Raw genomic sequence first — 22,673 nt, 5'->3', positions numbered from 1 at the left:
CTTATAAGCTCAAATTAACCTTTGTACTTACTCATCACTAAAGTCGCGTTTGTGCCACCAAAGCCAAAGCTATTAGACATTACAGTATTTAACTCAACATCACGACGCTCAGTAATAATATCTAAACCTGTCGCTTGCTCATCTAGCTCATCAATATTAATTGAAGGTGCTACAAAGCTGTGCTCTAGCATTAATAATGAGAAGATAGCTTCGTGAACACCTGCAGCACCTAGGGCATGACCCGTCATTGCTTTAGTTGCGCTGATCATTGGTGATTTACCACCAAACACTTCTTGTATCGCACCTAGCTCTTTAACGTCACCTACTGGTGTAGATGTACCATGCGTGTTTAGGTAATCAATACTATCTACATCTTGCATAGCTTGGCGCATACAACGTGCTGCACCTTCGCCAGATGGAGCAACCATGTCGTAGCCATCTGATGTTGCACCGTAGCCAACAATTTCAGCGTAAATGTGCGCGCCACGTGCAAGTGCATGTTCAAGTTCTTCAACTACAACAATACCGCCGCCGCCAGAAATAACAAAACCATCGCGATTAGCATCGTATGTACGAGATGCTTTTTCAGGTGTTTCGTTGTATTTAGTAGAAAGTGCGCCCATAGCGTCAAATTCCATTGCCAATGTCCAGTGTAGCTCTTCACCACCACCAGCAAACACAACGTCTTGCTTGCCAAGCTGGATTTGCTCTACTGCATTACCAATACAATGCGCAGATGTTGCACATGCAGAGCTAATTGAATAGTTAACACCTTTAATTTTAAATGGTGTTGCTAAGCAAGCAGATGTAGTGCTCGCCATAGTGCGTGGCACCATATAAGGCCCTACACGTTTTACGCCTTTTTCACGTAAAATATCAGCAGCTTCTACTTGCCATTTAGACGAACCACCGCCAGAGCCAACAATAATACCCGTGCGCTCATTTGATACTTGGTCGTCAGACAAACCTGAGTCTTCAATTGCTTGCGTCATTGAAATATAAGAGTAAGCAGCAGCATCTCCCATAAAGCGCATTGCTTTGCGGTCAACGTGTGCTTTAACGTCAATATCAATTTTACCCGATACGTTACTACGTAACTTATAATCGGCAAATTCTTGATTAAAAGCGATGCCGCTTTTGCCCGTTTTTAACGATTCTAATACTTCTTCTTTGTTGTTACCTATACTTGATACAACACCGATACCTGTAATTACAGCTCTTCTCATGGGTAATTCCCTTAGCTTAATACTTAATTGCATTCTATTTTACGCGAATTTAATCACCTAAGTGGTCAGCTTTCTAGCGTACACTTGTACTCTGAACTGCTAGCTTATAAATAACGCCAGACTATTTCAAAGAAAACCCGTAAAATAATTAAAAAATATATCTATAAAATTAAAAAATCATGATCAAAAATGCACATATACACTTTAATAATTTAGGTACACCTTTCGCTAATGACTTCGGTGATATTTATTTTTCTAATGACGATGGCTTAGCTGAATCGCATTATGTGTATTATGAGCAAAATAATATAGATGCACGATTACAAAATCATGACCAGCCACATTTTGTTATTGCCGAAACCGGCTTTGGTACAGGTTTAAACTTTTTAAATACATGGCAACGCTTTACTGACCACCTTGCACGTCAACAAGTTCAAAATCAATTAGATAATGGTGTTAAACGCTTACACTTTATTTCATTTGAAAAATATCCACTGCACATAGACGATTTAAACAAAGCACTACAGGCATGGCCTTCATTAAGCACCTTTAGTAACAAATTATCTAAACAATACCCAATTAATTTAGAAGGATGCCACAGACTCGAATTTGACAATGGACTGGTTGTTCTCGATTTATACTTTGGTGATGCACTTGAATCAATACAAGCAATGAGCTATCCGCAAACAGGAATAGTTGACGCTTGGTATTTAGATGGTTTTGCGCCAAGTAAAAACCCCGAAATGTGGCAGCAAAGTTTATTTAATTCTATGGCCAATATATCAAGGGCAAGTGCAACCTTATCAACATTTACTTCAGCAGGCTTTGTTCGCCGTGGATTAATTGATGCAGGGTTTAATACTAAAAAAACCAAAGGCTTTGGCCAAAAAAGAGATATGCTTGTTGGCCAACTAGAGTGCGTAAATGATGCTCAATCAGCTCCTGCATATTTTCATCAAGATAGCAGCGCTTTAAAAAAAGTAGCGGTCATTGGCGGCGGTATAGCCAGTAGCTGCATTTTATATAGTTTGGCTAAACGAGGCATAGCAAGCCAATTATTCTGCCAAGATGAAAAACCAGCTATGGGGGCATCGCACAATGTGCAAGGTGCTATTTACCCTCACCTACAAGCTAAAAATTCACCGCACAGTGAATTGTTTGCACATAGCTTTTTATACGCAAAGCGCCTATATAACAACTTACTTAGCAGTGGTTTTAATTTTGATTACGATTGGTGCGGCGTATTACAACACGCAGTAAAAAAGCCTCTGGCCGATAAACATGAAAACTTAGCACAAAAACAACTGTGGCCAACCCAGCTAATGCACAACGTAACCGCAGAGCAAGGCGTCGAAATAGCCGGCGTAGAAACAGGTTATTCGGGCGTGTTTTTTGAGCAAGGCGGCTGGGTTAACCCTCCGCAATTAGTAAACGCCATGTTAAGCGCTGCAAATAGCATAAACCCATTTAAAAGCGTATTTAACTGCAATATAAAACAGCTTAAAAAAACTGACAGCGGTTGGTTTTTATTAACGAATGATGAGCAGTTAGGTCCTTTTAGTGATGTAATTATTTGTGCGGGCGAGCACAGTGATTCATTTGAGCAAACAAAAGCGCTACCAATAGTAGGCGTACGCGGGCAAGTTTCACATATTGAGGCAAGTGAGCAATCACGCAAACTTAAAACAGTGCTATGCCATAAAGGGTATTTTACCCCAGCCTATTTAGATCATCACTGTATGGGTGCAACGTTTGAAAAAAATACCAAAAGCCGTCAAGTTACAGCGCTCGACAACCAGTTAAACCAAGAGCAACTACTTAGCTTTTATCAGCAAAGTGAATTTGCCTCAACCCTTGGCAACATTACCTCGGCAAAAGCAGCTGTACGATGCACATTTATAGATCACCTACCAATGGCAGGGCAATGGTGCGAACAAAGTGATTATACAATGGCCTTTGCTAACTTACGCTTAGGTAAACGCTATCAGTACGAGCAACTTAATAAGCCACAACAAGGCCTACATATTTTTACCGGCTTTGGCGCCCGCGCTTTATGTAGCGCACCGCTAAGTGCAGAACATCTCGTAAGTTGTTTAAATAACGAGCCTCGCCCATTAAGCGAACGTGTAAGCCAAGCTATTCACCCAGCTCGGTTTATAGTACGAGATTTAATTCGTAATAAAATTTAAATGACAAAGGTGCTTATTGAGGTAAAATGAGTACCAATAAATGGAATTTATTATTTAAAGGACTTTAATGAAAACTTTAGCATTTTTAATAATACTGCTATGCGCTCTATCGTTTAATGTACTTAGCCAAAACGTCACTGAAATCCCACTTCCTGAAGAGTTTGTTACAACAATGGATGTAGCAGGTGAATACCCAATGGTTCGCACTGGTTATTTAACAGATTCAATTTCTGATATCGCTCGCTTTTATCAGCAAAAATTAGGTGAGCCGTTAAAAACAAACGGCAATAATACATATCGCACTTTGTTTTATAATTACCAAGAACATAAGGTTCGTATTAGTCTATATCGCCGTAGTTATGTGACCGAAGTGAGTATAATGGTTGAATAAAAAGTTCTAAAAAACACACCAAAAGCCGCTAATTTTAATGCTCAGTTAAGTATTGAATTTTAATTAAAGTATTTTTTGAAATTAGCTCATTTAAACTCTTTTTTACCCTTTAAAAATTATCCCCTACCCCAAGGTCTGTTTGTAAGCACATTACTTTTACTATTTATTGGAAGGAGTTAATTATGAGTAAGACCCTAATTATTGGCGCAAGCGGACAAATAGGTAAAATGGCAACTGAGCTACTTTTAAAAAATGAGCAAAATGTTGTGGCATTAGTGCGTGACAAAAATAAGCTAAGTGATTTAAACAGCTCTTTTTTAACTATTGTAGAGCAAGATCTTGAAGGCGATTTTGGCGAAGCAATAAAAGGCTGTGACCAAGTGATTTTTGCTGCAGGTTCTGGCGGAAGTACGGGCGATGATAAAACTGTACTTATTGATTTATGGGCTGCAACTAAAGCAGCTACCTTTGCTAAAGAACATGGCGTTAAACACTTTATTATGGTCAGCTCAATTGGTGCAGACGACCCAGATTCGATTCAAGGTGATTTAAAACCTTACTTAGTTGCCAAGCACATGGCTGACGAGCACCTAATAAATAGTGGTTTAAATTATACCATTGTTCGCCCTGGTACACTGACTGATGATAGCGCTTCAATGCAAGTAACGACGCAGCGACCAAGTGATCGTTCTGAGGCTAAAATTAGCCGCGAAAACGTAGCCAATGCATTATTACATATTGCGACTAACTCATTTATTAGTAACCGCATTTTTGAGTTATTTGATGGCGACAAACCAATTAAAGCCGCTGTTAAATAAGCTTTAATACCAATTTAATTAAACGTATAAACAATTATTGCAGATTAGTATAGTTCATCGATAAGCCAAAAAATTACAGTGTAGTCGCTCTGCATCGGTAGTTTTTAGGCAATGAATTGTTTAATTCGCTTAAGTGATTTATGTTTAATAAAATTAAATTTACTCCACTAAGTAAATTAGTGGAGTAATATTTTAATACCTTGCCAACCGAGTTGTAGCGTTAATAACGTTAAAACGACTCTAAAAATACGCTTAAATTTATCCCCGGCCATACTTTTAAGTAATTTAATTCCAAACCAAGTACCTACAGCACCACTTATTACCATAGCAATTACAAGCGGCATCCATTGCCAAAAGCTAAAGCCAACAGCACCATAAATTACCGCTTTTAATAAATGCTGCACACTCATAATGCTCGAAAACGTTGCCGTAAATTTTAACTTTTCGTAATTATTTATATATAAACAGCTACCAACTAATGGCCCGCTCGCCCCCACAAACATAGAAACAAAAGTTGTTATGCCACCGGCGACCATACGCCATAGCTTAGAGGTTAATTTTACTGGCGGTGTTTTACCCCACAGTAAATAAATAACAAAAATAGCGACCACTAACTTCATAGCATCAAGCGATATATCATCAATAACAAAACTTGATAACCCCGCCCCTACTAAGCCGCCTAACGCAAAATATACAAACATGCTTTTATCAATATGCTTAAAGCTGAGTAATAACCTATTTGCATTAGAGCCAAGCTGTACTAAACCATGCACAGGCACAACAACTGCCATGGGCATAAACGACGCCATAACAACAAGCAACATTAGCCCGCCACCCGCACCAAATGCAGCAGATATAAAAGAAGTAAAGCCAGCGGTGATCATCATTAATAAAAACAAAAATAAAGACATACTGTCGGGAAATAAAAAGTCCATAAAACTCCACTGCCTATTTAGGTACTTTAAAGTCGCAGTATTTTAAACAATAAAATGTACAACATACACCTATAGCAAGCGTTATAAGCCTCTATTTCAGGCAATGTATTATGTTGCGTTGTTTTTGCACTTTGTTTGCACATTTAACAAATATTATACATTCAACTTCATTACCGGATATTTCTGATGAGAAAACTTAACGCACCAATTTTAGCACGGCTTACAGTGTGCATACTTGCACTGGGCTTAGCTGCCTGTAACGGTAGCGATGCTGAAAATACCGTCGTAACTGAAACAACCACCGATGAGGGCACTACAACAGGTACTTCAACCGATTTCGTTGTTGAAGTTGACCCTTTTAACTTTGAAAGCGATGCGCTCATTTCATCAATTACCACTCAAACATGTACGCTAAGTAATGGCGATGAAGCTTCATGCTACAAAATTGATATTGCCGGTGCGCCTTCAAATTACGAGATTGGTGTATTTTGCCCTAGAAATATCACATCAACAGCAGACGAAGCCGGTATTTGGTTTGACGGCACCGGTGAGGTTTACGATATAACTGGCGACTTTATTTTAAATCTACCAACATTATATAACGATAGCCATTGGCAGCTATACGACGAAGGTACAGGCCTTGTAAATGTAACAGACACACAAGAATCGTGTGATGGTGCTGCACGTCCAAACGTAGAGGAGCAATACCAAAACCACTGCGTAGAATGCTCTATTGATTATGTTGATGGCGGTATATCAGAATCATTTTTAATTCCAATAACGCCTGTTGCAACCACTCAAAATAGCAGTATTGGTAACACTAATGTAGGTGTTGCTCTCAATGGTGTTGTACTTGCTGCACCCGCCCCTGTTGAGGCTATTTTAGGCGCATACACTATTGCAGCCTTTGATGATTGCGCTGGGCATATTAACTTAGTAGCAGGTTATCACTACCACGGTGAAGCAGGCTGTAGCCAAACACAAATCCAATCAGATGGTCATGCCGCCATGATGGGTTATGCACTCGATGGATTTGGTATATTTGGCATGCTTAACGAAGATGGATTAGAACCCACTGATTTAGACGAATGTAGAGGCCACACCGACGATACACGCGGATACCACTACCATGCAGCCGATGTATCTGAAAACATGTTTATTGGTTGTTTTAAAGGTGCTACCGCAAGATAACTCGCATTCTGGCCAAATAATTAACTGAGATACTAATGAAAATATTTAACGTAATAAAAGCACTAACCACTGGCTTTTTACTTGCTACCTCATGCTCAGCGCTAAGTCATGCAGGCCACGGCTCAAACGCGCCTTGGGAAGCATGTGAAGAAAAAGCCATTAATGAAGGTTGTAGCTACACAAGCCATGATAAAAAAGCGACAGGCACATGCCAAGCAATGAACAAAGTACTTATGTGCGTTCGAAATAAACCACTTGAAACATTAATAGACAAAGCAACCCAATCTGCCAGTGATCAAAAGCAATCTGTAAAATCACTCGCAAAACGATAAAGTAAAGTAACAGCTACACGCCAAAGTCTTAACGCTGTTTGTTAAGGCTTTTTTTAATCACAAATCATTAGAAAGCATACCCTTTATCTGTTAAATTAGCTTTGTGTATCAAATAATAAAAATAAAATTCCAAAAATGGAATTACACAAGCAAGGTACTAACGTGAGCGCTACATTTAAAATTGTTTTTAATGGTCAGTTATATCAAAATACTGACCTTACCTCTGCCCAAGAAAAACTTAGCCAACTTCTAAATATTCCTCATAATATTGTTGTTCAGTTATTTGATGGAAAAGCTTACGCTTTAAAAAAAGACTTATCGAGTATTGATGCTGTTAAAACAGAATCCTCACTAAAAAAGCTAGGATTAATTACTAAAGTAGAACCGCAACTCTCTACTGTAACCTCTCAATCTAAAAATAATCAAATAGCACTCACTGAGCACAGTAAAAATACAGATAAACACATTAGTGAAAGTACTGAAGGCAAAAGTATCTCAGTACAAAGTGAACGCCTAGATACGGGCAAAGCCCCAAATACAGCTGCCGCTATTAAGCAAAGTTATAATAAATATAAACTACTGCGTAACACTTTAAAAAGCGCATTGTACTTTTGCTATAGCGCACTTTGTATTATTACCTTAATAGGCGTAGTGATCAGTGTTAATGCACTGAAAAACAACTTTGGCATTCTAAATAACGGAACTACAAATAACACAACTACAAACAACTTAAGTTATCAAAATTATAAACAATATTTGATTGATCAAAATAGCCTAAATCAACCAGCAAAAAAAGTAACAAACGAGCGAACAGCTAACCCTACACAGCAAAAAAGTAATGAGTACTTTAGACGCTTTTCATCGCTAATAAATAGCTACGCGCAAAGTACCGGACAAGCTGATATAAAAACGATGGGGGGTGACAAATTACAACAGCATCTACAAGAGATAGACGACCTAGGCCCTAAAAATGAATTTTGGCAGCAACTGATACAACTTTCAAAAAGCTTAGATAACGATAAGCACGCAATAGGGATGCTCAATAATACTGACCCCGCCAAAGTACAATGGATAAACGCGGTAGATTGGATCAGCCAAAGCTACATTAGGCAACATCAAAACTCGCAAACTATAAACAGCTCTCCGGTCAGTACCGATGAGCCAAGCAACCCAATACTTAATCTAACGTTGTTAATAAGTATGCTGTCGTTATTTAGCCTGCTTGTGATTGCAATAAAAATGAAACTACGTGCTATAAGACATTCTTAAACTTTATTTTATAAATTCCATAAAAAAACCCGCAAATTTGAATTAACAAATTTGCGGGTTTCTTATGGTTTTCGAATAACGAGTTCAAAAACCTTTATTGGTGGAGCTGGGGGAGTCTCAACCCAACTCCCAACCCTTTGCTTTAAAATAACTTTAAAATAAAGCACCAACCACCAAGGTACTAATCATGGTACTAAATGAAAATGTGCTTAAGCTACGTTTAGTTTTGTTATAAAAGCTAAATCACTTAATATTAGCTTGTTTTGCTATATCTGATAAAAATTTAGACTTTGGCAATTCTGACATATTATGATTGTTTAACTGCTTACCAAAAACATTCTCTTTTACTTCGTCAACTGTAATACCAAGCATTTTCGACATGCTTATCAACTTATCGGGAGTATATCTACGACCTTTGCATATTAAATCTAAAGCTTCCCCCTTAAACTCTTTATATCGTGCATTTAGCTTAAAGGTCTGATCATATCTATCATACTCATTTTTCTTTGTGTTAGGTTTAAGCCTTATAGCGAAGTTATCAATAGCTTTTATGTGAGTAACGGATGTTACCTCGGAACTGAAATATATTTTGAAAGTATTATCTTTACAGAATGAAAACTTATCAGACGTAGGGCTTAAAAATTCATCATTTTTATCTTTAATCAATACCCTAGTTGTTTTGAATTTGGAATTACACGCATAGCAACTCGGAACTAAATTAAATAATGACAAAGATGAAAGTGGGTTATCGCCTTTATGTAACACATGGTCCAGAGTAAAATAATATTTATGGGCGCTAAACTCAATACTTTCCAATCTTGTTATCTCTTTTTTTTCTACTGCATTTTCTTTTAACTTTTCAAGTATGTCTTCTAAGTTGAGCATTCCACGAAACTCATTCTGACAACCCTTAATTTTTTCTGCTGTTGTATTTCCAATACCTCTTATTGCAACTAAATCCTCTATGGTTCCGTATTTCAGTAGTTCCACATCATTAATATAATCAGACGTATCAGTAAACGCTGAAATATTTTCTAAGTTGCAAAAATAACAAGTTTTTAATTTTAGAACATCCTTATTTTTTACAAAAAATTTAGCTATCTTACTCTGGTATTTATCACAAGAAGGTTTGAATATGGAGTCATAATTGAAGATCTTCTTAATAGATTCCTTTTCTTCCTTTGTAGGCTTACAAGAAGCGAAAGCTTTATTCAAGTCAATTAGATGCCCTAAATCAGATGTCAAAATTTCTGAAACCTTAAGTTTCTTTAAAATTTTAAATTTCTTAGATTTTGCTTCAAGAAATGTGTCTAACTCTTTCTGCATAACTATTGTATCGAATATTTTTCTATAATCAGACAAAAATTTTTTAAGATTATTTTGAGTAGGGTAATTAATTTTATTCATCACCTATCCTATTTTCTATTCTTTTTATTTCGGACTGTAATTCTAAGATTCTCTTTTTCTCATCCTCATTAAGTTTAGGTTTAGAAGGTAAACTGAGCATATCCTCAATCTCAAATATATGATTAGCTAATATATTTTTGATATGTTCATCGCCTATGATACTTAGGATATAAGAAAACTTATATTTGAGGTCTTTATACTCTTCCTTAAGTTTCTCATGTTTTTCTTTTGTAGTACCTATGTCAGATCTAACCTTTCCATTAAACGCTACGACTTCTTTAATACATAATTCTGCAAAATTCCCTATTGTCCCATTAACAAAGAATCCATTATTCAAAAGGTCATGTATATTAGCAGCAAACGTCTTGATTTCTTCTCTATAAGGAACTGTTTGAAGCTCATTAACCTCATCATGGTCTAAAAACAATACATTTTGACTTGGGATATCAGATAAAACAAATGGAGAGTGGGTTACAAAACAAATATTGAGGCCTGTAATATGAGTATCCTCTTTAGCAGCAAATTGAGTTAGTTTGTTTCTTAATTCTGTAAAGTAAATTCGTTGTAACTCAGGATGTAAACAAAGCTCTATCTCATCTAGGAAAATATTAAATGACTCATATTTAAAATAACCATCTTCAATTTGGGTTGTATCTACATTTCTCAAATGATATATCAAAGAGCTAATTGAAAATATAATTTGCTTTTCACCTGAGCTCAACTTTGAAAACTCAACCTCATTCTCTAAAAATATGGAAGCAGAAAAGAAAGAAGGAGGTAATAAATAATCTAATTTTTCCTCATCTAATACGACTCCGCTTTTATTTGCCCCTCCCAAAATGCCTTCAATTTCAATAGAGATTTTATCTATTGAAAAAGTACTTCCAGAGTAGTCCTTATATAAATCAAATTTTAAATAATTGATAGCACGTCTTAACTTGACTACTCTGTGACTAGTATCAAGCCTGAGAGCGTTAACAAACTCAATAATACAAATAAATTTATTTTTTTTAGCATTATAAAACTTTTGATACTGAGAATATTTTTTAGCTATCGATACTAACTTAAGCTTTAAATAACTAAGTACGAAATGGTTAATATTTATGCTGCGTTGTGCTTTGAAGAAGTTATTTGGAACCGGACATTCAAATTTTTTCAATAAAGCGACTGAGAGTTTTTCAAAACTATCTTTAAACTCCCTCGTATTAGTACCCAATCCCCTTTGAGATTTTTTCTTATCTAACTCTAAGATAAAAGACTCGGCTTTATAGGCATGATTATTACCTCTTTTCAGTATTCTATGACTTTGCTCAATATCATCTTTATCTTCTGCTATTAGTAAGTTGCTTAAGAGCCTCTGTTTTGCTAAATCATCCTGTAAGTTGATATTAATGTTACCTTTGTCTCTGAATGGCTCTATAACAACAGGGGTTTGGTAACCGTCGTTTTTATGAAAGAGAGGTTCAAGCCATTCATTGTCTAACGAAGAGTTGAGTCCATGTAATGAATAGTTAATAAGTATCGAGTAAAAATAGGAGTTGAAATTAAACAACCCTATATCAAGGTTTTCTTGTTCCTCAAATATAAATTCTTTAACTTCTTTATATTTTATTATTTTTATTTTTTCATCTAAAAAAGTAACTTTATAAATGCTATCCGTCTCAAAGTATAATTCTATATTTAAATTATCTATCCAACATAATTGATGCTTATTTCTAGTGGTTCCTTTGCAGTAAAGGTTATTAGAAGCCGCCATAAATAGCTCTACAATAGTACTTTTACCAGTACCATTTTTACCCACGATAGCATTCACATTAACTTTTATGTCATCCACATCAAAAAGGCTATATTCACTTTTTCTGTAAACCCCACCTTTATTAGTTAATTCGAACCCATTACTCAGTTTATAAAGCTCATCCACTTTCAACGATTTAATTAAGTTAGCATTACATCCTTCTAAAGGCTTTATAGCTAACAACCGAAATTGATGCTTTACGCCTTCAAAGCTATTATGTTTTTCTTTTTTTAAATATTGATCAATTTCATATCTTTCCGAATCAGCTAGGTTGTCGTAAAACTCTATGTCGTAAGACACTAAAGCTAAATTTTTATAAAAATTCGTTTCCCTTTTTTTAATAAGTAATGGTGTATATTCGGCGCTATTCCTAGGGTCTCTTTCTATAATATTGTTTTCTTTCAGTATTGCTACTGTATTTCTATCTAACGGTAAGAAACTATCTGGTCTTATCCAAAATAAGTATATCGTTAACAACCTTGTAGAAAATCCATACCATTTTTTACTTTTTAAAAATATATCGTTTAAATCACAATCTTGACCTTTAACATAAATATCGATGAAACTTCGCCAAATCTCCTTCTGACTATCCTCATTTCTTATTGCCAACGAGTGTATTTGCGGTGGTGCTGGGCAGCCATCGAAACTTAATATAAAAAACTCACCTTTTTTTTGTTTATACAATGAATAAGGTTCACCTTTTAGAATCTCTAAAAGTAGTTTAATTCTATATTCTCTTTTTTTACCGCTGAGATTATTAGGTGATATAGATGCAAAAAGATGCATAGGATCAACTGACTTAATTAGATTACTATTAGTAAATTTTTCAAACCATTTATTCTCTTCTAGAAAGCGGCTGTCGTTTATAAGTAAGTTATAAAGTTCCTGCCCAACAGAATTAGAATTGTGTTCCTTTCTTTTATAAAATGAATATAACTCTGAAGATAATTTCTTATATTCATCAAACCACATAGTAGTTGTGACTAGACTCATATACTTACCCCTTTAAACCCACTCAACATATCAAATATCACTCGTGCAAATTGCTGGTTTCTTGCGGGATCTGACAGCAGTTGCATCATTTGTTCTTGGTGTGCGTCACTGCTTCCTAAAATGGCGTCATCCATTGCTTGAGGGAAATCACCTAGCATAGCTTGCTCTGGGCTGTTGTTTGCAATCTGGCTCATTACAGAGGCGTTTTCAGTTAGTTTATCGCGCACTGTAAAAGCGTAATTAAGCATATCTTTATTAGTTAGGTTATCTGTAATAAAAACCTCATTAAGCTTGTCGATTATCTGAGATAAGAACGCTTCTTTTTTATCCTTCGCTTTAGCACTACCCACATCATTACTTGGCTCAAGCTTGTAATCAGGCGCGTCTTCTTTTAGCTGTATATCTTGCTGGCGTATTTTTGATAGGCGGTAATGGCTCATTACTACGTTGTCTAAATCAAGCTCATCTTCAGTCACTACTTTTTCACGTAACAGTGGGCGTAAGTGGCGGGCGAATAAGCTTAGTTTTTCAAGCTCTTTGTCGTCGTACTCCACCAGCTGCGACATAAACTCGTAAAAGCGGGTAAAGCTGCCTAAATCCTTTTTGAATATTTCTAGGCGGTCTTTTTCTTGTTTGCACTCTTTAAAGCTTGTTTCTGCGTTAGCTATTAATACAGCGTCTTCAGTCTTTTTAGTGCGTTCAAACATTTCTTTGGCTTTTATATACGCCTCAATTGCAGATGCGTAACGCTTTTGCCAACGCTCTTTAGCGGGGTGAATAATATTACTGATCGCCGCGTTTGACTTGTTCTTGGTAAAGAAGGCTGCACAAAACTGCTCAACCTCAGACCACAAAAATATACCGCTAGCACGCAGCTTTTCAAACAAATCAAAAACAACCTGAGGGTCAGTAACATCGGCAAGCTCTGCTGTTTGGTAGTAAGGCTGAAATGCTTCTAGTATGTCTTCTGGGGCATTAAAGAAGTCCAATACAAACGTGCCTGTTTCAGCTTTACTTGGGTAAGTACGATTTAATCGCGACAGGGTTTGTACACACTCAACGCCGCCTAGCTTTTTATCTACATACATAGCGCATAGCTTTGGTTGGTCGAACCCCGTTTGAAACTTATTAGCCACCAGCATTACTTGGTAATCGTCACTATCAAAGGCTTTGCGCATATCGCGGCCTTTAAGGTCAGGGTTCATATTTTTTTCAGTAAACTTTTTATCTAAAAATGCAGCGCTATCAGGGTCGCTTTTAGTAAACTCAACTTCGCCTGAAAATGCCACCATAGCGCGTATTGTCGAATAACCAGTTTTTTGCTCTGCTAGGGCTTCAGCTACATATTTATCAAATGCTAACTTATAGCGTACAGCCTCTTTACGTGAGCCTGTTACTACCATTGCTTTGGCTTGCCCGCCTAAAAAACCCATTACGTTATCTTTAAAGTGCTCAATAATCACTTTAACTTTTTGCGATATATTATGGTCGTGTAAACGCACCCATTGGTTAAGTTTTACCGCTGCCTTTTTGCTATCAACCTCTTCATCTGCCGCTTCTATTTTTTGAGCCAGTTGGTACATCACCTTATAGTTAGTGTAATTTTTAAGTACATCTAATATAAAGCCTTCCTCTATTGCTTGGCGCATTGAATATATATGGTACGCCACTGGCTTATTTTGTTTTGATGGAGGTAGTTCTGGGTTAGGTAATCGACCAAACAGCTCTATTGTTTTTGCTTTAGGTGTGGCAGTAAATGCATAGTAGTTAAGGTTTGCACTACCACGGCGGGCTGCAACGGTTGCATCGAGTATATCCTCTGACGATAACTCAACATCGTCATCAGTCTCTTCAGTCATTAGTACTTCTTTTAACTGGCGAGCGGTAGAGCCGCTTTGTGATGAATGAGCTTCATCGGCAATAACTGCATAGCTGCGCTCTTTTAAGCTGGTACTGTTCTCTATAGCACGTAATACAAACGGAAAGGTTTGAATGGTCACAATAATAATAGGCTGGGCGTTTTCAAGTGCACTGGCGAGCTTCTCTGATTTAGAGCCATCACCTTCTTTATTATTAATACGCCCTACTACACCGTCTGCATGCTCAAACTGATAAATAGTATCTTGCAGCTGATCATCAAGTACTGTTCGGTCTGTTACAACAATCACTGAATGAAACTGTTTGTTACCTTGCTCGTCATAAAGAGTAGAAAGCTGGTGGGTTGTCCAAGCAATAGAGTTTGATTTACCTGAGCCCGCACTGTGTTGCACTAAATACTTATTACCTGTGCCCTCTTCTATTGCCGCATCAATCAGCTTACTTACTACATCCCACTGGTGATAACGCGGGAAAATAAGCGTTTCTTTTTTGTATTTACGCCCTTCCCAATCTTCCTTGTCTTCTATCTGCAAATGTACAAAGCTGCCTAAAATATTAAGCAGATTTTTAGGAACTAATACTTCATTCCACAGGTAATCGGTTGCATAACGGCTAGTGTCTTCAGGTATATCATTGCCTGCACCACCTTCGCTTGTGCCTTTGTTAAAGGGTAAAAAGAAGGTGTCGTCACCCGCAAGCTTAGTGGTCATATACACTTCATACTGGCTTACAGCAAAGTGTACTAATGCACCGCGCTTAAAGGTAAGTAGTGGCTCTGGCTTTTTAGTTGCGGGGTCTTTAGGTAAGCGGGTTTGTTTGTACTGCTTAATTGCATTTTCAACCGCTTGTTTAAATTCTGATTTAAGCTCTAGGGTTGATACGGGTAAGCCGTTTACAAACAACACTAAATCTATACGCCAGCTTTTGGCTTTGCTACCTGTTGCTGCTAAGTGTTCAGCATTCGCATACGGGCTATACACTAACTCTTGCACTATACGACAAGTATTTTGCTCGTAACGCGCTAGGGTTTCGGGGTTTAGGTTGTGCTCTGGTTTAAATTGGCAAAGCTCAAAACGCGCATTACGAATTTTTAAACCATGGCGTAACACACCTAATACACCATACGTGCGTGAGGCTTTATCTGTGGCGTTTATATCGGCTTTTTTAAGTTGTGCCACCAGCGCTTCTAAAAAGTGGCGTTCAGGGTCATTGGGGAACACCTTACACAGCTTTTGCCACTCTTTAGGTTGGGTGTTTTTAACAAAGGCCAGCGCATCTTGTTCATACAAAGCGGTTTCGCAGTTATAGCCAGCACCTGTGCCTCCAACCCAACCATTCGCAACCATCTGGCTAATTATGTCGTCTTGAAAAATACGTTCTTGAGTTACATCATTCATGATTTTATTCTTATAATGTTTAGTTATTTAAAACTTCTGGAGCTGCTTGCTTATGTTCTAGCTGTAACTTGTCTTTTCCAAATCTTAAAGCTAGCTTATCGTAAACGTCCTTAAGCTCATCAAAGCGAGCATTACGATCGTAGAGCTCTAAAACAAACTGAAACATTTGGAAGGCATACAATAAATCGAGTTCAGTAACATCTGACTTATGAGTTCCTTCATTCCCTACTAATTTCAATGGCTCAAGATACGAGGCTTCTTCAGGGCGGGTCTTAGCCAAATTTTGAATCATACGGTTAAGATTACTTCCCTCAACCTTCATATCCTTACAAAACTTCTCGATTGCTCGTCTTAACTTAGAGGCTGATGATGGTGGATCAAAATGAAAATGTTTAAATGCGTCAAATAGTTCTTCACTAATTTCTTTCGGGGTGTTTATCGATAGAGGAAATATAGGCACGGTTGGCGAAAAATGGTCTATTTTTATTTGCTTTGTTTTTTTTGCCTTGGTATCAAAGCTATTACTCGATTCAAGTAATACACCCGATGCGGTAGTACTTTTTTTACATTCGCTACAGCTAAAAAAGCTATTAAACAAATAAGTATCACCATTTATCGGATCAATATGGTCAGAGTACACCGTAGCAATTGCGCCCATTAGGGGTAACCAAAAACCATCACTTTTACTAATCACCTCTTGGCTAGCTTCTAATTTAACCCGTCTAGTTTCTTTTTCTGAACGAAACTTCCTGCTCGATAGCAGTAAACTTTTTTCTGATGTTGGCCCTGTTTGAATACTTTCTTTATCTAACTTTAGCGCCAACTTATTACAGTGAGGGCAAGGAAGCTCAGGGTAATTATCTAAGTTAGCAAAGCCTGAAATCCTTTTCCATAATTCTATATCCATTAATTTTCTATCCCTTTGTTATTTTTTACTTTATGTGCAAAATTTATTTAAGTTACTTTTCAGGTTTATCCTGCAGCTGCTTTAGCGCATTCGCTAAGTCTAAATCAACCTTTGATGGCTGGGCATCAATTACTCTGCGGTACTTATCGTATTCTTGTTTTGCTTTTTCAGTGGCTTGTGCCTGTGAAATATTGCCAGCGTGGTTAAGTACTTCATAGTCACTTAGGCGCAAAAAGTCATCGAGCTTACTTGCCCAATCTGCCATTCTCATTAGCTTACCGTTACGGGCTTGTAGCTCGGCAAATTCTAAGTAGGAGTTAACCAATCTATTTAAAGTATCGAGTTCTTTCTCGTCTAAATAGTTTTTGCCTGTAACCACCTCTTTGCGGGTTGGCTCTGTGCCTGCAAAGCTGGTTAAGCCTAAATGGGGTTTGTCGGCATCAATTCGTTTAAACACGAGCTCTGCTGCGGTATTACCATGGGCAGCCCAGTGCATTTTATTTTGAACTTTAGCAAAAAAATCAATGCTCGTTTGTGCTTTACCGTCGTAGTCTATGCTGGTGGCATATATGTCGCATACTTTACGCCAGAATATCTTCTCTGATGAGCGTATATCACGTATACGATTTAACAGCTCGTCAAAGTATTGCATATTATCTGGGTTTTTAAGGCGCTCGTCATCCATTACAAAGCCCTTAGTTAGATACTCTTGTAATGTTCTTGTCGCCCACTGGCGAAATTGAGTACCTTGCTTAGAGCGCACACGATAACCTACTGTTAATATGGCTTCTAAATTATAATGCGCTACATCGCGAGTAACCTCACGCGTGCCCTCTTTTCGAACTATTCGGAAATTCCTAATGGTTGCATTTTGTTCAAGTTCGCCCTCGCTATAAATGTTACTTAAATGCTCATTTATAGTCGGTACACTCTTTTGATACAGCTCAGCTATTAGGTTTTGAGTTAACCAAAGTGTTTCAGTTTCAAAGCGACATTCAACCTTGGTTTGCCCTTCGTCTGTTTCAAATAAAATAAACTGCCCAAGCGGCGGCGTAACATTATTAGTCATTAGGCTGCTCCCAATGTCGCACGTCGATTTTGCCGGTGACTGCGGCGGATATTAGAGCAGTGCGACGCTCTTGCAGAAAATTAATCGCACGCCGTTGCATTTTCACAAGATCGTCAATTTTTGCTGTTACATTTTTTAAATGATTTGCGATCATGAGTTGTTCGTTAATATCAGGAATAACAAGTTGATAATTTCCAATAGCTTGTTGTGATATACCTAAGAAAGTTGAGCCTGCTCCATTCACCTTAATAAACCCTTGAAAAAAATCCGTTTGAAACAAGTAATATAAATATTCTGGTATATATAAATACTGTTTATTTAAACTCAGTGGCCTAAATAAAAGAAGGTGACTGTTTAGGCATGCTTTGCCTGGAAGATAATCGACAAACGCCAACTTCCCCATGGCCGCGCCATCTTTCATCAATAAAATGTCGCCCTCTGATAACTGAATATTTTTATCCATTTCATAGCGTTCTTGCGATACATGGGGACAGCTCTCCCATTCAATTATATGGTTATTAAAATGGGCACTACTTACCACATAAGGGCCTTCATCAATATACTCATCTGCTTTCAAGCCTTGAAAGCCTATTCGCCCTTTTAATGAGGAAATATATTTTATTTTGGTTGCGCACTCCCAATGCTCCGGCACTTCGCCCAACCACTCTACACCTGAGTCTTTCATTGGGGCTTGTGGATTTAGGCCTTTAGTCACTGCATGGCTAATCACTGCTTGGCGCTTTTCTTTTAGCAGCTTAATCAGTTGTTCCTGCTTTTCAATCAAGGTGTCGATTTTAGCGGTTTCGTGATCGAGGAAGCTAGCGATTTGAGTACGCTCTTTTAACGGAGGTAGCCAAATATTAACCCCACGCAATATTGCTTGAGTAATGCTAAAGACCTTCACCCCTTTCACTGCATGTCGGATCTGTGTTCTTAGCTCTTTAGAATCGAGTAAGTATGCATAAAATCGACTGCACTCTCTATCAAATGGACGCGCTATAATAGTATGGTAACCAGCAAATATCTGCTCATCTGAAACCAACTGCGTAAAGTTTCCAGAGCCATCAATATCTTCTGAAGTATCAGCAAATACAATATCTCCATTTTCTAGCAGCGCATAAGGTGATGTTTTAAGATACTCCTCATCTACACACTTCAAAGGATGTTTTTGTGGATTAACTTCAAAGCCATATTTAGAATGAACTTCACCATAATTAACACAAGGAATCCCTGTATCCCTAAGGTTTTCCTTAGTTATAGTTAGTCCTTTTCCAAAACTAAATGTGTAACGGAGCTTACTTGTCGTCCAGTGTTCTGGAATAGAATCTAACCAATCGATATTCGAATCTTTATACTCAGGATACGCCTGATACCTGCTAGCCTTTAACTCACTCATGATCACTCCCCAACTGCGCTAAGACTTCAACACTCGGTAATTTATTTTTCAACGAATCGGGGAGCTGTTGGGTTAAGCGATACTCGGCAATGCCCATGGGTTTGTCCATGCCACTCAGGGCATATTCGGCCACTAACTTATCTTTGGTTTTGCACAATAACAGGCCAATGGTGGGCGCATCGCCTGCTTTGGCGAGCTGCTCATCCACAGCTTTAATATAAAAATTAAGCTTGCCTGCGTGCTCTGGCTCGAAGTCTCCAAGCTTTAATTCGATCACTATATAGCAATGCAAATGCACATGATAAAACAACAGATCGATATAAAAATCACGTTCGCCCACTTGCAACGGGTATTGCTTGCCAATGTAAGCAAAGCCTGCGCCGAGTTCGAGTAAAAACTGAGTAATGTGTTTTACCAGTCCTTGCTCTAATTCGCGCTCTGAATGATTTTTGGCGAGACTTAAAAAGTCAAAAATGTATGGGTCTTTTAAGGTTTGAATTGCCAACTCTGATTGCGCGGCAGGCAAACGCTGCTCAAAATTATGTAGGGCTTGACCGTCGCGTTGCCACAGGCCACTTTCAATTTGGTGCACCAACACATTACGGCTCCAGCCATGATCTAATGTGTTACTCACATAATAAGCCGCCTCGTTAGTGGTTTTGCACTTACTGATAATTTGAATATTGTGCCCCCAAGGGATTTGCACTAATTGGGCAACAAGCTGTTGCCCAATTGCATCACTTGAGAAAAATTGATACCACTGGCGAATATACTTAAGGTTGCGCTGTGAAAAGCCTTTCATTTGTGGAAATTCGGCCATTAAATCTTGGCTGAGTTGGGCTAATAACTTATCGCCCCATGCGGCTTGCTGTTGGCGGGCAACTATTTCTTCGCCTAGTTGCCAATACAAGGTTAAAAGCTCGGTATTTACTTTAACAACGGCTTTTTGCTGGCTTGATGCCACCTTTTGTTTAAGCTCTATTAGCCATTGTTTGTATTCTGCACTTTGCAGTAATGCTGGGTATTTGTCGCTCATTACGAGTGTACCTCTTGCAACAACTTCATTATGTCACTGCTCACAGCATCAAGTTCTTCGTCAATCTCGGCTAAATCACGTGGTGGCTGGTATTCATAAAAATGGCGGTTAAACGGTATTTCGTAACCGACTATGCCTAGCTCGCCGTCTTTATCATCGCACTTAGTAGCGTTAATCCATGCATCACTTACGTGCGGAGCTACTTCGCGGTTAAAGTAGTTTTCTACCATTTGGGTTGTGCTAATACTTGGCTGAGCTGAGCCGTCTAAATAAGCTTCTTTTAACGGTACATTTTCATTATCGCGTAAGTCGCCATCTTGCTTATAAGTCACGACCTTGCCTTGCCACTTTGTTACATTACCTTGATATTCAAATGCACCGTACATTGGGCTTGCTGAATCTTTAAATAATTTATCAACCACGCATTCCGCTGCTGGATTTTTAAAGGTAATGGCATCAAGCAGTTGTTTTTTCTCTTTGGTGTCGAGCTTAATATCTAAGGCTTTAAGCGCTTGTGTATAGGTAATGTCAAACTGGTTAAAGTCGTCTGATTGCAAGTGCTTGCCACCAGCATCGTCACTTAATTGTGTTTGTAGCTGCTGTGCTTTTTCCATAAGGGCTTTTTGGAATAACCAAAGCTTAGGCTCTAGTACATCTTTAATTTGTTTTTCTTTCAGCTCTGGGAAGTCGGCTTTAATAATGGCTCTGGCTTCAACTTCAACAGCGCTCAAATCGCCATATTGATGATTACCCGAACTGCCACCTAAATTATCCGTAGACCACTCTTTACCAAACTTTTCATAAAGCGCCATCATGGCTGCATTGTAGGGCTTAGGCGCAAAACGCAGTGATGTAATGGCTTCATCCGTCACTTGAGTTGACAACCTAAGTGGGCGCTCTATGGTGATACGGCGATAACCAAACTCATAGGTATTAAATATTTTACTGGCAAAGGTTTTTGCTACATCGGCTTTAGGGTTAGCCGCTTGGCGACCTCGGCTACTTTTAGCTTCGGTTGGTTTAGCTAGCCCTAGCTCTTCTAGGGTTGTTGTTTCTACTTGTTCAAAGTTACCAAAGCTACGAGTGATTAGTTTAATGTCGCCTTCGCTCATAATATTACGTTTAGAGCCAAGAGATTTACGCATTTTACCGCATAGGTTAGCGCCATTAATTAGCTGAACCTTGTTTTTTCGCTCAGCGCTTTGCTGCGCTTTTTTATTAGATAAGACCCACACATAGGTAGCAATACCTGTGTTGTAAAACATATCGGTAGGTAAGGAAATAATTGCCTCAAGTAAGTCAGACTCTAAAATATAGCGACGAATTTCGCTTTCACCGCTGCCTGCTCCGCCCGTAAATAAAGGTGAACCATTTAGAATAATACCAATACGCCCGCCGCTGTTAGTAACATCTGCAGAGGCATCGCGCATTTTACTAATAAGATGCATTAAAAATAATAATGAGCCGTCTGACACTCTTGGTAGGCCTGCGCCAAAGCGTCCATCAAAGCCCTTAATGGTATGTTCTTCTTTAATATCGCCTTCAATCTTTTTCCAATCGACCCCAAACGGAGGGTTAGACAGCATGTAATCAAACTTATCTACTGCTAGCTGATCATTCGATAAGGTATTACCTAGTTTGATGCGGCTTACGTCTTGCCCTTTAATAAGCATATCGGCTTTACAAATAGCGTAAGACTCTGGGTTTAACTCTTGACCAAATGCGCGCATAACCGCATTAGGGTTAAGCTCATGTACGTACTCCATACCTGATGATAAAAAGCCGCCAGTTCCCGCTGTTGGGTCATAAATGGTGCGAATAATACCTTCTTTGGTTAGGGCGTCGTCGTCTTCCATAAATACCAGCGAAGTAGTTAAACGCACTATATCGCGAGGGGTAAAGTGTTCCCCTGCGGTTTCGTTAGAACTTTCAGCAAAGCGACGTATTAACTCTTCAAACACTAAACCCATATCGTGATTTGATATAGCTTGCGGGCTTAAGTTGGTCGTTGCGAATTTTTTAACTACTTTAAAAAGTAAGTTGGCGTCATCTAATAGCCCTATAAACTCATCAAACTTAAAGTGCTCAAATATTTCGCGGGCATCGGCTGAAAAGCATTGAATATAACGCTCAAGATTGGCTTTAATATCACCCTGCCCCATTTTTCCTAAATCCATAGGCGAGGTATTAAAAAAGGTTAAGCCGTTTGTAGCTCTGACCAACAGCTTTTCTTGTGCATCTTCTGGGAGGTTTAACGTTTTAATGCGCTCAAACTCGGCGACTACTGCATCTTTACTTGGTGCAAGCACACACTCAAGGCGACGTAATAAAGTAAAAGGTAAAATAACACGGCCATATTGAGACTGTTTAAAGTCGCCGCGAAGAAGGTCAGCTACTGACCAGATAAAAGCAGCTGTTTGAGAAAAGTTATTATTAGTTGTCAT

General features: G+C 38.3%; 16 protein-coding genes. 6 read left to right on the top strand and 10 right to left on the bottom strand.

Annotated elements, in window-relative coordinates; translation table 11 throughout:
- Positions 1-14: 14 nt before the first annotated feature.
- The gene (fabB, locus tag H5118_RS07475) at positions 15-1,226 is read right to left on the bottom strand and encodes a beta-ketoacyl-ACP synthase I (RefSeq protein WP_004335606.1); all 1,212 of its coding nucleotides are present in this window, start codon (positions 1,224-1,226) and stop codon (positions 15-17) included.
- A gap of 179 nt (positions 1,227-1,405) precedes the next feature.
- Between fabB and mnmC the strand changes: the two genes are divergently transcribed.
- The 3 genes from mnmC (at position 1,406) to H5118_RS07460 (ending at position 4,624) form a co-directional block, all read left to right on the top strand.
- Entirely contained in the window at positions 1,406-3,415 is a 2,010-nt protein-coding gene (gene mnmC, locus H5118_RS07470) for a bifunctional tRNA (5-methylaminomethyl-2-thiouridine)(34)-methyltransferase MnmD/FAD-dependent 5-carboxymethylaminomethyl-2-thiouridine(34) oxidoreductase MnmC (RefSeq protein ID WP_182748385.1), read from the top strand.
- A gap of 67 nt (positions 3,416-3,482) precedes the next feature.
- Complete coding sequence (locus tag H5118_RS07465) at positions 3,483-3,806, top strand: hypothetical protein (protein WP_182724561.1); 324 nt, start codon at positions 3,483-3,485, stop codon at positions 3,804-3,806.
- A gap of 182 nt (positions 3,807-3,988) precedes the next feature.
- Positions 3,989-4,624: an NAD(P)-binding oxidoreductase gene (locus H5118_RS07460; protein ID WP_182695815.1), complete on the top strand. Its 636-nt coding sequence runs from the start codon at positions 3,989-3,991 to the stop codon at positions 4,622-4,624.
- 176 nt (positions 4,625-4,800) lie between these two features.
- Here the strand turns inward: H5118_RS07460 and H5118_RS07455 are convergent, their stop codons facing one another.
- On the bottom strand, positions 4,801-5,559 hold the full coding sequence (locus H5118_RS07455; protein ID WP_182748383.1) for a sulfite exporter TauE/SafE family protein: 759 nt from the start codon (positions 5,557-5,559) through the stop codon (positions 4,801-4,803).
- A 186-nt stretch (positions 5,560-5,745) separates the two neighbouring features.
- Here H5118_RS07455 and H5118_RS07450 point away from each other — a divergent pair, with 186 nt between their 5' ends.
- The 3 genes from H5118_RS07450 to H5118_RS07440 all read left to right on the top strand — a co-directional run bounded on the left by H5118_RS07450 (position 5,746) and on the right by H5118_RS07440 (position 8,351).
- The gene (locus H5118_RS07450; RefSeq protein WP_182748382.1) at positions 5,746-6,750 is read left to right on the top strand and encodes a YHYH protein; all 1,005 of its coding nucleotides are present in this window, start codon (positions 5,746-5,748) and stop codon (positions 6,748-6,750) included.
- A 35-nt stretch (positions 6,751-6,785) separates the two neighbouring features.
- On the top strand, positions 6,786-7,082 hold the full coding sequence (locus H5118_RS07445) for a hypothetical protein (protein WP_182195342.1): 297 nt from the start codon (positions 6,786-6,788) through the stop codon (positions 7,080-7,082).
- A gap of 162 nt (positions 7,083-7,244) precedes the next feature.
- Positions 7,245-8,351, top strand: coding sequence for a hypothetical protein (locus tag H5118_RS07440; protein WP_310736094.1), 1,107 nt, complete (start codon positions 7,245-7,247; stop codon positions 8,349-8,351).
- Between the two features lie 243 nt (positions 8,352-8,594).
- Here the strand turns inward: H5118_RS07440 and H5118_RS07435 are convergent, their stop codons facing one another.
- Genes H5118_RS07435 through H5118_RS07400 form a run of 8 tightly spaced genes read right to left on the bottom strand, consistent with a single transcriptional unit; the run spans position 8,595 to position 22,673 of the window.
- Positions 8,595-9,758: a hypothetical protein gene (locus H5118_RS07435; protein WP_182748379.1), complete on the bottom strand. Its 1,164-nt coding sequence runs from the start codon at positions 9,756-9,758 to the stop codon at positions 8,595-8,597.
- Positions 9,751-12,546 (bottom strand): AAA family ATPase, encoded by a 2,796-nt coding sequence (locus H5118_RS07430; protein WP_182748378.1) that lies wholly within the window; start codon positions 12,544-12,546, stop codon positions 9,751-9,753. The genes H5118_RS07435 and H5118_RS07430 overlap by 8 nt, the downstream gene beginning before the upstream one ends.
- Positions 12,543-15,821, bottom strand: a complete 3,279-nt coding sequence (locus H5118_RS07425) for a type I restriction endonuclease subunit R (protein WP_182748377.1) — start codon at positions 15,819-15,821, stop codon at positions 12,543-12,545. The genes H5118_RS07430 and H5118_RS07425 overlap by 4 nt, the downstream gene beginning before the upstream one ends.
- 19 nt (positions 15,822-15,840) lie before the next feature.
- Entirely contained in the window at positions 15,841-16,728 is an 888-nt protein-coding gene (locus tag H5118_RS07420) for a DUF4145 domain-containing protein (RefSeq protein ID WP_182748376.1), read from the bottom strand.
- 52 nt (positions 16,729-16,780) lie between these two features.
- Positions 16,781-17,797 (bottom strand): virulence RhuM family protein, encoded by a 1,017-nt coding sequence (locus tag H5118_RS07415; RefSeq protein WP_182748375.1) that lies wholly within the window; start codon positions 17,795-17,797, stop codon positions 16,781-16,783.
- On the bottom strand, positions 17,790-19,193 hold the full coding sequence (locus tag H5118_RS07410) for a restriction endonuclease subunit S (RefSeq protein ID WP_182748374.1): 1,404 nt from the start codon (positions 19,191-19,193) through the stop codon (positions 17,790-17,792). Before H5118_RS07410 ends, H5118_RS07415 begins: the two co-directional genes overlap by 8 nt.
- Positions 19,186-20,229 carry a YhcG family protein gene (locus tag H5118_RS07405; protein ID WP_182748373.1) on the bottom strand — a complete coding sequence of 348 codons (1,044 nt, stop codon included), beginning with the start codon at positions 20,227-20,229 and terminating at the stop codon, positions 19,186-19,188. Before H5118_RS07405 ends, H5118_RS07410 begins: the two co-directional genes overlap by 8 nt.
- Positions 20,229-22,673 carry a class I SAM-dependent DNA methyltransferase gene (locus H5118_RS07400; protein WP_182748372.1) on the bottom strand — a complete coding sequence of 815 codons (2,445 nt, stop codon included), beginning with the start codon at positions 22,671-22,673 and terminating at the stop codon, positions 20,229-20,231. Before H5118_RS07400 ends, H5118_RS07405 begins: the two co-directional genes overlap by 1 nt.

This window comes from Pseudoalteromonas sp. SR41-1 (assembly GCF_014164015.1).
Lineage (GTDB): Bacteria > Pseudomonadota > Gammaproteobacteria > Enterobacterales > Alteromonadaceae > Pseudoalteromonas > Pseudoalteromonas distincta.
The sequence above is the reverse complement of the archived record's forward strand: the minus strand, read 5'-3'. Positions and strand labels throughout refer to the sequence as shown.

Coding starts and splice junctions, on each gene's coding strand:
- fabB (WP_004335606.1), bottom strand. CDS start 1,226: ATGAGAAGAGCTGTAATTACAGGTATCGGTGTTGTATCAAGTATAGGT.
- mnmC (WP_182748385.1), top strand. CDS start 1,406: ATGATCAAAAATGCACATATACACTTTAATAATTTAGGTACACCTTTC.
- H5118_RS07465 (WP_182724561.1), top strand. CDS start 3,483: ATGAAAACTTTAGCATTTTTAATAATACTGCTATGCGCTCTATCGTTT.
- H5118_RS07460 (WP_182695815.1), top strand. CDS start 3,989: ATGAGTAAGACCCTAATTATTGGCGCAAGCGGACAAATAGGTAAAATG.
- H5118_RS07455 (WP_182748383.1), bottom strand. CDS start 5,559: ATGGACTTTTTATTTCCCGACAGTATGTCTTTATTTTTGTTTTTATTA.
- H5118_RS07450 (WP_182748382.1), top strand. CDS start 5,746: ATGAGAAAACTTAACGCACCAATTTTAGCACGGCTTACAGTGTGCATA.
- H5118_RS07445 (WP_182195342.1), top strand. CDS start 6,786: ATGAAAATATTTAACGTAATAAAAGCACTAACCACTGGCTTTTTACTT.
- H5118_RS07435 (WP_182748379.1), bottom strand. CDS start 9,758: ATGAATAAAATTAATTACCCTACTCAAAATAATCTTAAAAAATTTTTG.
- H5118_RS07430 (WP_182748378.1), bottom strand. CDS start 12,546: ATGAGTCTAGTCACAACTACTATGTGGTTTGATGAATATAAGAAATTA.
- H5118_RS07425 (WP_182748377.1), bottom strand. CDS start 15,821: ATGAATGATGTAACTCAAGAACGTATTTTTCAAGACGACATAATTAGC.
- H5118_RS07420 (WP_182748376.1), bottom strand. CDS start 16,728: ATGGATATAGAATTATGGAAAAGGATTTCAGGCTTTGCTAACTTAGAT.
- H5118_RS07415 (WP_182748375.1), bottom strand. CDS start 17,797: ATGACTAATAATGTTACGCCGCCGCTTGGGCAGTTTATTTTATTTGAA.
- H5118_RS07410 (WP_182748374.1), bottom strand. CDS start 19,193: ATGAGTGAGTTAAAGGCTAGCAGGTATCAGGCGTATCCTGAGTATAAA.
- H5118_RS07405 (WP_182748373.1), bottom strand. CDS start 20,229: ATGAGCGACAAATACCCAGCATTACTGCAAAGTGCAGAATACAAACAA.
- H5118_RS07400 (WP_182748372.1), bottom strand. CDS start 22,673: ATGACAACTAATAATAACTTTTCTCAAACAGCTGCTTTTATCTGGTCA.